Source organism: Syntrophorhabdaceae bacterium, from assembly GCA_035541755.1.
Lineage (GTDB): Bacteria > Desulfobacterota > Syntrophorhabdia > Syntrophorhabdales > Syntrophorhabdaceae > PNOF01.
In genome coordinates, this window is sequence record DATKMQ010000107.1 from 1 (window position 1) to 6,911 (window position 6,911).

Genomic DNA, 6,911 nt, shown 5'->3' on the forward strand with positions numbered 1-6,911 from the left:
TCCGTATCGGGCAACCATTTCAGCGGGGCGGACATTCTTGTTCATCACGTGGGCGACCTCGTAGAGGACCCTGTCACCAACGAGATGGCCGTGCCTGTCGTTCAATTTTTTGAAATCATCGACGTCGGCCATGATCACGGAAAAAGGCCTTTCACTGATCGATGAACGCAGGAACTGGCGCTTGAACATAACGTCGAACCAGTAGCGGTTGTGGAGACCCGTAAGCGCATCCACGCTCCCGTAATGCTGGAAATCCTGTCCGAGCTGTACACCTTCAACGATGATCGAATCGGTATGTCGCAACCGTTTGGCCAGAACGAACAGGAGGTTGCAGGCTGCTGCATGGGATGCCTGGATCAATGACCAGAGGATATCTTCATCCATAACGAGAAGTCTACACGCGCTCTGCGCAACCACATATGCCGAGGTCGGCTGATTGTCGATAACGGATATCTCGCCCACGCTCTCACCCGGGCCCACGGTGGTTATGGACTGGTTGTCGAGGGTATTAAGATGAATCCGCAGGGTACCGCTTAAAACAAAATAGACCGTCTTGTTGAGCTCATTCGGCGTAATGAGCACCTCTTCGGGCTCAAGCGTCCTCATCGAACACGATTCGAGCAACCCCTTAATCGAGTCCAGACCCACGTTCTTGAGAAGATACAAGACCTTGAGTTCGTTTATATCGAAATCCATGATGACGCCATCTCCTCCGACAAATCTGTCTGTACTTGCTCTTGATGTGCACTATAACTATATGAATTATTCGAGAAATTGGCAATGATTTTTGTTCGCAGCCCGGCTTTTCAACTGGTATCTCCGCGTGAGAGACGACACGTAAACCTCCGATTAAGCGTGAGCCGGGCTTCACGCGCCATGAGAGACAATTATCTTGACAGGTATATTGCTTCTACATACAATTGAGAGGATGAAACGGCCTTTGCGGTTGGCCTGTTATAATCCTCCGGTAAGGACATGTTGACGAACCACGTTTCTCAATTTATGAAGTGAACTCGTCAAATATTCCATCACAAAGGAGAGGTTGATTAAGATGAAAGAAATAATTGTTTGCGCCACTGGAGATGTGGGGCCGAACCGGCCCGATCCTGCCTCAATTTTCCGCAATGTCACACAACACATCCTCAAGGCGGATGTGGCCTTCTGCCAGCTTGAGACTAATTTCTCCACCCGTGGAGTTGCCCTGCCGCAGGCGAGACTTCCTATGCGCGCCCACCCTCAGAATGCAAAAGCCATTAAGGAGGCCGGTTTTCAGGTGGTCTCTTTCGCCAGTAATCATTGCATGGACTGGGGACGGGAGGCCTTTTTCGACACACTCGATGTGCTTGAACGCGAAGGTCTTTCAGTGGTGGGAGCAGGAGCGGACATAGAGCGCGCCCGAAGACCGGTAGTAAGGGAGTGTGGCGGCCACAAGATCGCTTTTCTTGCATATAACTCGGTCCTGCCTCACGGGTACTGGGCTGAAGAGACGAGACCCGGGTGTGTGCCGCTTCGGGCGTGGACGATCTATGAACAGATAGAACACGATCAGCCGGGTACGCCTTCGAGGATACATACCTTTCCTCATAAAGAAGACGCGGCGCGAATGATCGCCGATATCGCGCGCGCCAAGGCGGAGGCGGACACGGTCATCGTGTCCATGCATTGGGGTATTCACTTTATTCCTGCCGAGATAGCCGATTACGAGCGGGAATTGGGCCATGCCGCCATCGATGCGGGCGCCGATCTGATCGTTGGTCACCATCCCCATATTTTGAAGGGTATAGAGGTTTACAAAGGCAGGGTGATTTTCCACAGCCTGTCGAATTTTGCACTGGAGTTGCCCTTTGCTTTCGCTCAAGGCGATCTGTGGGAAACCCGCCAGCACAAGGAGATCATGAATCTCAATCCCAACTGGGGCAAGGATAGGGACTACCCCATGCCGCCCGATACTATGAAAAGCATGGTGGTTAAGTGCGTCATCTCCGAAAAAGGTATCAAGCGCGTCTCGTTCCTTCCCGTGTATCTTTCCAAGATCGGGGAGCCGGAGATTTTAACGGCTAAAGACCCAAGATTTACCGAGGTGGTAAAGTACGTGGAAGAGATTGGAAGAGTGGCCGGAGTGGAAAGCTCATTTAAGGTGAAAGGCGACGAGGTCTTGGTCGGCGCTTCTTAAGCGTGTTGCGCGTTCTTATGGATGTGCGAGGCGAGGATAAAAGCCTGAATCGATGAGTGCTGCGAAGCGCCGGTGCTCTTCACAACAGGACGACGGATTGCGATATATTTTCTAGTCGCAATCCGTCGTCTCTTATTTCCGTTATAAGTTTACTTACTGTACTGCTGGATGAGACGCTGCCCTTCGTTGAATATCTTTGTGCCAGGCATACCTTTGGCATCGAGCGCCTGAGCTTCCTTTGTGGCCTTGTCCTTCATGACCGCATAGAGCTTCGCCATTTCGTCTTTTGGCATGGGTATGAACTCAAGGCCGAGTGACTTCCCGAAAGCCAGACCTTCCTGGTCGGTCTTTTCAAACTCTTTGTCGGTGGCGAGTCCCCAGAACTCTATGTTGTCCTCAAAGACTTTCTTGATGTCGGGCGGAAGCTTGTTCCATGAGGCAAGGTTCATGGCCCTGCTCGCTGTATGGACGCGGTAGATACCGGTCATGGTCATGTACTTGCAGACTTCGGCGAGATGCATGGTTTTGAGCCCTTCCGGAGAGACAAGCACGCCGTCCATGATTCCTTTCTGCAACATTACGTACACTTCGGACATGGGTGAGTTTACGCCCTCGGCTCCGAATTCTTTGATGATTTCAGCGTAGTCGCCGGAGGTTTTGAACCGTGTGCCTTTCATGTCGGCGAATTTGCGGATCGGTTTCTTGGAAAGGATGTCAAAAGACGCGCCGGAGCTCCAGGCGAGGACTTTCATGCCCTTGTATTCCCCTTCAATTTCGGGAAACTTGGTCAAAAGTTCTTTGAAGACACGGCGTCCCGTTACCTGATTGGCGCCGTACATCATGAGGCTCATGCCCTTGCAAATAGCGAATCCGGACTTGGAATAATTGGGAAGGATAAAGCCGATGTCGGCTACTCCCTGGGTCAGCTCTTCAATGCCGCCGCCCTGCGGAGATATGATCTGTCCGCCGAAATAGGGTTTAATGTGCACCCGTCCGTTGGTCTCTTTCTCTATTTTTGCGATCCAGGCCCTGTCTGCATTGCTGAAGGTCATTTCCGCCGGCCAGGGCGATCCGTAGGTCAGTTCGATGACCTTGCCTTGCTGGGCTGACGTGAAAGATGGCAGGGCACAGAAAACAAGGGATAGGGCCATCAAAAGAAAAACCAGATTTCTCACTTTTTTCATCTTCTCTCCTCCTTACATTGTATGTGGGCTATTATTGTGACCTGATGTCGTTCGATCTCGTTTTGTTGCATTTTTCGTGTCCGTACATACTTGGATAAACCTAAAGACCCTGCGTGGCCAGGTACACGGCAATTTAACCCGTGTATCGTGCTGAAGATTCCCTATGTATATCCGTATACATATAGGTTTTATATCGTAGCCGTTCTGCGAAGTCAAGCCTTTTATCGGGGAGCACCGGGCGCGGCTTACACGTCCCGTCTGCGGGGGCAATGGCACGTGAGTCATACCTAATTGATAAAGACTTTCTTGTATTTTTCCAGGTCTTCGAGCGCCCTGCCGCATCCTAAGGTGACCGATGAGAGTGGATCGTCTGCAACGATCACGGTAATACCCGTCTCGTTCTCGATGCGATGCTCAAGGCCTTTGAGGAGTGCGCCGCCGCCGGTTAAGACCATACCGGTTTCATTGAGATCCGCCACAAATTCGGGGGGAAGTTTCTCCAGTGCCCGCCGTATGGCATCGATAATCGCCGCAACCGGTTCTTCAATAGCTTCCCTGACTTCTTCTTTGGGTATCTTCATGCTTTTGGGTATGCTCGTGAGGAGGTCTTTCCCCACTACATTGATGCTATCGCTCAGGGAATCGATGGGAAAGGCCGAGGCGCCCTCTATTTTAATTTTTTCGGCGGCGATCACGCCGATGGCGAGTTGGTGTTTTTTCTGAAGGTAGCGCACTATGGCCTCATCGAGCTCATCTCCGGCCACGCGAAGTGACTCGCTGTATGCGACCGCGGAGAGGCTTAAGATGGCGACCTCTGTTGTCCCTCCGCCTATATCCACGACCATGTTCCCTCTGGGGAGATCTATGGGCATACCGGCCCCGAGGGCCGCAGCCATAGGTTCCTCGATAAGAAAAACATCGCGGATGCCAACCTGGAAACATGCGTCGATAACCGCCTTCTTTTCTACCTGGGTGATCCCTGAAGGTACGCCTACCACCATTTTCGGTTTGGACACTTTCCGCTCGGTGCTCACCACCTTGAGAAAGTATTTGATCATGGCTTTTGCCACATCGAAATCTGCTATTACCCCGTCTTTCAAGGGCCTGATGGCGCTGATATTGGGCGGTGTCCTCCCTATATACTCTTTGGCTTCTTTACCCACGGCGATGACTCTGCCCGAATTGTTATCTATGGCAACGACCGAGGGCTGATTGAGAACGATTCCCTCACCCTTCATGTAGATGAGCGTGTTCGCGGTCCCAAGGTCCATGGCAAGGTGCGTGGAAAACAATCCAAACAATTCCCTGAATAGATTCATTGCCACATCCTCCTCAGTCGATGATTTTCCTGAATTTCGTTTCTTTCTGTTTGTCAAAGAGTTTCCAGAGATCGCGGGTGTCGTCCGGGAAGTTCGCCACTGCTATTTCCACCTTGTTGCCCATGTCCGAAAGTTTTTCTTCGGAAAGGCTCTTGCTGATTGCGTGATGAAGGAATTTTAACATATTTCTCGTCTCAAATGTTTCATTTCCTTTAACAGCTACATAAAAATGGCCCCCGCTCTTTCGCGTCACAAAGGACTTACTTCCGGTGCAGTATTTAACCACCTGGAGTACTTTTCGCAAGAGGTTATCGGTAAATTCGACGCCCATTGCCCTGTTACAGGCCGTAAGATCGTCGAGTTTCACCGATATGAGAGAGAATCTGTCGTCTCTCTTTATCATTTTTTCAAGGAGCGCGAGAAAGACGCTGAACTGCAGCGCCCCCGTCACCGGGTCGAAATCTTTGAGCCGCTCGAGATGTTCCTTCATCCATAGAGACGTGTAATAAAGTGCGAGCAGGGATGAGACGTTTCTCAGGACCCCGATGGCGTTTTCTTTCAGTTGGGTGTCGTACAGTGCGACAAAACCGACCACCCCGAAGGCAACATCGTCGGCCACGAGCGGAAAGCCGAAGAACTGCCGGGCCTTGAGTGGTTCCCCGGGGAAAAAGAGCGGCTTCTCCCTCAAATACCCGCTGTTTAAGGGTAGAAGCATTTCTCTTCCCCCTTCCATGACGAAAGACGCGATGCTCTCGGTAGGATGACATTCTTTTCGGATTTCTTCGTAATTTCCCGCGCCGGCCACATCCTGGATGTTCAATTTTCCCCGTTTCTCCACACCGATAAAACCGAAGTCGCCTCCGGAAATGTGGAGCGCCTCGCTTAACACCTCCGGCACCGATATCTTCGATTGATTCAGTTGACTGAAAAAATCCAGAATGCGTTTCTCTGTGGAGAGCTCTTCGAGGACATCTTCTCTGTCCTGCCATTTCGTTGTTCTTTCAAGTTCCTCCTCGATCATCAATGCGAACGACTTGAGGATCTTCTTTTCTTTGTCGGTGAACACGTACTTCTTTTTGCTATCCACAACGATAACGCCGTTTCCTTCCGTGGGGTAGCCCAGAAAAGATTTTATCCCCTCATGGTTCTTGTAATAACCGAGCGCACTTTCATCCTTGTCGAAATTGGGGATCACAAGGGGTTCACCATGTTTGACCACCCATCCGGGCAGCGTGCCCTCGATCGGGATGTCTTTTGTCTGCTCGAAACTCTTGGCAAAAGTGGTTGCGGAAAGGCACGTCAGTCTATCACCCTCCCTGACGTAGAGCGCCACGGTGAAGGCCTCATAGATGTTGAAGATGAGCTGAGCAAGGTGGTCGATCATCGTCATGGCAAAATTATGTCACCACCGATTGTTCACTGTCAACGGAATACGGTCCGTATTCATCAAATTTCACTGTCTGTGGAATGTCAAACTTTTCAAGGGTCCTGCAAAAACTGCACTTGTCAGAGTAGGTCGGGTATCCGCAGGTCGCACAGTACGTCGTTTCTCCCGTGCGTTCCTCTGTGCTCTGGTGGTCTTTCAACGTCTTTAGGTACCCTTTGACAAACATAAGTTTGGTTCCGGGGGACGTCTCTTCGAGTCTATTGATCATCCCTTTATAGACAAGCGATTTTGCGTCAACCGAGAAGGGACATTCCTCATAGACGTAGTCGATGCCGTTCATGATGGCGTATGCGGCCACCTCCCGCTCCGAGCACAAAAACAGGGGCTTAACCTTTTTGGAAAGGTGTCCTTCTTTTGCTTCAAGTGCCACGTCCTTTTTCCAAAGATATTCTTTCTTCCAGTAGAGGATGTTTCCGAACAGCGCCGCGGCCTCATCGTCGAGATTGTGACCGGTCACGAGCACGTCGTATCCTTTATCCATGCAAACCTTATTCATGATGTACCGTTTGACCATACCGCAGGCGGAGCAGGGCGCCCTCCTTAGAGCGCGTGCAAGTCCGTCTATGCCCTGATGAAGAAGTGTCTCCATTCGGAATACAAAGACCCTCCTTTGGAGCGTACGGGCAACTTTAATAATCTTGTCGAGTGACCGGTTGGAATAATCTTTGATGCCAAGATCGATGTAGACACCATCGCAGGCTATGCCCAGCCCGTTGAGGAGCATCCAGATGGAGAGCGAGTCCTTGCCGCCCGACACGGCGACGACCGGAGAGTCACCCTCACGTATG

General features: G+C 51.1%; 6 protein-coding genes. 1 reads left to right on the forward strand and 5 read right to left on the reverse strand.

Annotation, left to right across the window (positions count from 1 at the left end):
- A partial coding sequence (locus VMT62_11135; protein ID HVN96975.1) for a GGDEF domain-containing protein occupies nt 1-696 on the reverse strand: 696 nt, incomplete at its 3' end.
- Between the two features lie 355 nt (nt 697-1,051).
- On the opposite strand from VMT62_11135, the gene VMT62_11140 reads away from it, so the two are divergent.
- Nucleotides 1,052-2,173 carry a CapA family protein gene (locus VMT62_11140; protein ID HVN96976.1) on the forward strand — a complete coding sequence of 374 codons (1,122 nt, stop codon included), beginning with the start codon at nt 1,052-1,054 and terminating at the stop codon, nt 2,171-2,173.
- A 149-nt stretch (nt 2,174-2,322) separates the two neighbouring features.
- Here VMT62_11140 and dctP read toward each other — a convergent pair whose 3' ends face one another.
- The 4 genes from dctP to VMT62_11160 all read right to left on the reverse strand — a co-directional run.
- Nucleotides 2,323-3,357, reverse strand: a complete 1,035-nt coding sequence (dctP, locus tag VMT62_11145) for a TRAP transporter substrate-binding protein DctP (protein ID HVN96977.1) — start codon at nt 3,355-3,357, stop codon at nt 2,323-2,325.
- A 287-nt stretch (nt 3,358-3,644) separates the two neighbouring features.
- Nucleotides 3,645-4,676 carry a rod shape-determining protein gene (locus tag VMT62_11150; protein ID HVN96978.1) on the reverse strand — a complete coding sequence of 344 codons (1,032 nt, stop codon included), beginning with the start codon at nt 4,674-4,676 and terminating at the stop codon, nt 3,645-3,647.
- Between the two features lie 13 nt (nt 4,677-4,689).
- The gene (locus VMT62_11155) at nt 4,690-6,066 is read right to left on the reverse strand and encodes a GAF domain-containing protein (protein ID HVN96979.1); all 1,377 of its coding nucleotides are present in this window, start codon (nt 6,064-6,066) and stop codon (nt 4,690-4,692) included.
- 7 nt (nt 6,067-6,073) lie between these two features.
- Nucleotides 6,074-6,911: ATP-binding protein (locus tag VMT62_11160; GenBank protein ID HVN96980.1), on the reverse strand; the 838-nt coding region annotated here is incomplete at its 5' end.

Excerpts from the sequence above, each read along its gene's own strand:
- VMT62_11155 (HVN96979.1), bottom strand. The coding sequence starts at position 6,066 with ATGACGATGATCGACCACCTTGCTCAGCTCATCTTCAACATCTATGAG.
- dctP (HVN96977.1), bottom strand. The coding sequence starts at position 3,357 with ATGAAAAAAGTGAGAAATCTGGTTTTTCTTTTGATGGCCCTATCCCTT.
- VMT62_11150 (HVN96978.1), bottom strand. The coding sequence starts at position 4,676 with ATGAATCTATTCAGGGAATTGTTTGGATTGTTTTCCACGCACCTTGCC.
- VMT62_11140 (HVN96976.1), top strand. The coding sequence starts at position 1,052 with ATGAAAGAAATAATTGTTTGCGCCACTGGAGATGTGGGGCCGAACCGG.